A 2270-nucleotide genomic window follows, 5' to 3' on the forward strand; every position below is an offset into this window, starting at 1 on the left:
TCACTACACACTACCAACATCGTCACTATTACCAAAGTCCCCTCCACTTAGCCCCTCTTGGGCATTGTGACCTTCGCTTTGAGGTGAAGAACTATGAACTGATGCGTATTCCAAGTACGCTTCAATGTCTGGTGAGACATCTTGTTTAAACAAGATGTTCCCTATTTCACGGTGAAACTCTGGATGTGAACCGAAAGATGTCGACAAGCCCAAAGACATAAAAAAGCTATGGCTAGTTAACATACCGTAGGCGTAGTTTTTGTAGTTCAGGTCTTTTGATTTTTCAATAGCTCCTAGAGCCAATCGATTTCATCGGGGTGTAGAAATCCTTTTTCCCGTACTTAACTGTTAGTCTTGGTGGAAGCTCTTTTGCAATAGATTTGATAATGTTCTTTTTCGTCCACTGAAACATATTTTCTCCTAGTTACATAACGCCTTGCTAACAAGCGACAACGCGATGCCACTTAAGTTGAATATTGTGCCATAAACACGGAGCTAAAATTGCGACTGAAGTCGCCAAGCGTTAGGAGTCTTTGTTTAGCAATTTGTTAAGTTCTATTCCGTGAAGCCTGAACGATGTAGAAACAACATGCTTAGACAGAACTACATTGTTAAATAATAGGATAACGACAAAATGCAAGCAGAGGATAGTGCAAGTGGTAAACAGTGTGGCACTACAGCGCCTCCACCATTTTTTTGTTTGTTTGGTTGATTCAACTCAGACAAATATTGTCTTGCATCGAGGTCTTCTTGTTGCCCTATAAAATAGGAAACAACAAACGACCCTCCAATGAGAAACCCACCAAATCCATAGTAGAACAAAAACTCACCTAGAGTGCTCTGTTCTTCGGCGAAAAACTGTGAGTGGGTAAGGGATAGTATGAACAACAAACACAGGTATAAGAGAAATCGAATTGAATATGCTTTATACATGATAAATCCTTGCTTGTGGTGAAACTTAACGCCCAATTAAGGGGTGAACAACGCCTCCAACTAACTTAACGCATTGTACCGTAAACACTAAATTTGAAGTAGAAGCAAAAGTGCCAAGCGTTGTGAATCCCTCTTAAATTGCTTGTTAGTTTTCTTTGCCTACAGACTGATTCTTAGGGACTTCATAGCAGGGAGCACCAAAACAATTGGTGGTAACTTTTGAAGCAACAATTTGGTTTAAGTCTGCAATATTATATATTTCGGCTTTCCAGCTTTCATCTAGCTCCATTACTTGAACAAACACCACATAATCAATATTGTTGTTCTTATACTTATGAGCATGATCGACAAGAATTTGCCCCTCTGGATCACCAAACCTAATTGTTTTAACTTCGATCTTTCGATTTTCTCCAACTTGTTTGCATTCTAAATCTGCCAATTGATAATCAGGCTTCCCATCAAGAATCGAGATTCGTTCCTTGCCAGCAAGCCAAGACATATCAGTAAAATCTTGTAAACTACCCAATTCGTGATATACCGCTATTTCACCAAGAATTCCTACCATTGAACTATCGACAGAATTATTGATTTGCCGACCATATTTGTTTTGATAGTAAGAAAAATCTATCTTTGCCAATTCTCGAGCCAGTTCGATATCTTCTGCTGAAAATGCAAATGTTAATCTTTCAAAATCAGACTCTTTCTTCGTTCGAATTTTCTTACGGATCTCTTCTATTTTGGTCATATTCACCTCTTGAAAACTAACGCCAAGCTAACGGGCGACAACGCCATTCCACCCAACATGAAATCTGTGCCCAAAACACTTGAGCTGATTTGAATGAAAGTGGCCAAGCGTTGGGAGTCCCTGTTGAGCGCCTTGTTAGTTGCTACGCCTTAGCCTGCGTTGTGAGCTAAGGTTTTAATGGGTTTTAGGTTATTGATTTAATGGGCTAATGCAAACATGGTCGCTCAGGAATTCAACCCAACGCACGAAACGAACTTGATAAAGAAGAAAAGATCGTTGGTCTCAAAGGCGCTGACGCAGAGGTGATTTTGCAAAGAATTCCGGTGATGAAGCCGACAGCCCAGTGCGCTGAACTTTGGTTGTTTGGGGCGATATCCATACCTAAGAAGCAGAGCCAAAGAACTTAACACGCACATCACTTCAGTAAGCTGCGAAAGGTCGATTCAAGCCCTAGACGCCAGTGCCACTGGCGAGATAGGAGAAGGGCAGGGTGCATCAGCTGTGTTGCTAGAGCTACTAAGCTTTCACATTTCCAATATTTGTTTATTGGTTTTCGAACTTCAACTAACGCCGCATTAAGGTGTGAGCGACG

At 41.0% G+C, this 2270-nt stretch carries 2 protein-coding genes; both read right to left on the reverse strand.

Features of this window, described 5'->3' with window-relative positions:
• Positions 1 to 3: 3 nt before the first annotated feature.
• Complete coding sequence (locus UA76_RS09640) at positions 4 to 303, reverse strand: hypothetical protein (RefSeq protein WP_157617615.1); 300 nt, start codon at positions 301 to 303, stop codon at positions 4 to 6.
• A 775-nt stretch (positions 304 to 1078) separates the two neighbouring features.
• On the reverse strand, positions 1079 to 1678 hold the full coding sequence (locus UA76_RS09650; RefSeq protein WP_047045402.1) for a hypothetical protein: 600 nt from the start codon (positions 1676 to 1678) through the stop codon (positions 1079 to 1081).
• Positions 1679 to 2270 lie beyond the last annotated feature (592 nt).

Source organism: Vibrio mexicanus, assembly GCF_001012815.1.
GTDB lineage: Bacteria > Pseudomonadota > Gammaproteobacteria > Enterobacterales > Vibrionaceae > Vibrio > Vibrio mexicanus.

Coding starts and splice junctions, on each gene's coding strand:
- UA76_RS09650 (WP_047045402.1), bottom strand. CDS start 1,678: ATGACCAAAATAGAAGAGATCCGTAAGAAAATTCGAACGAAGAAAGAG.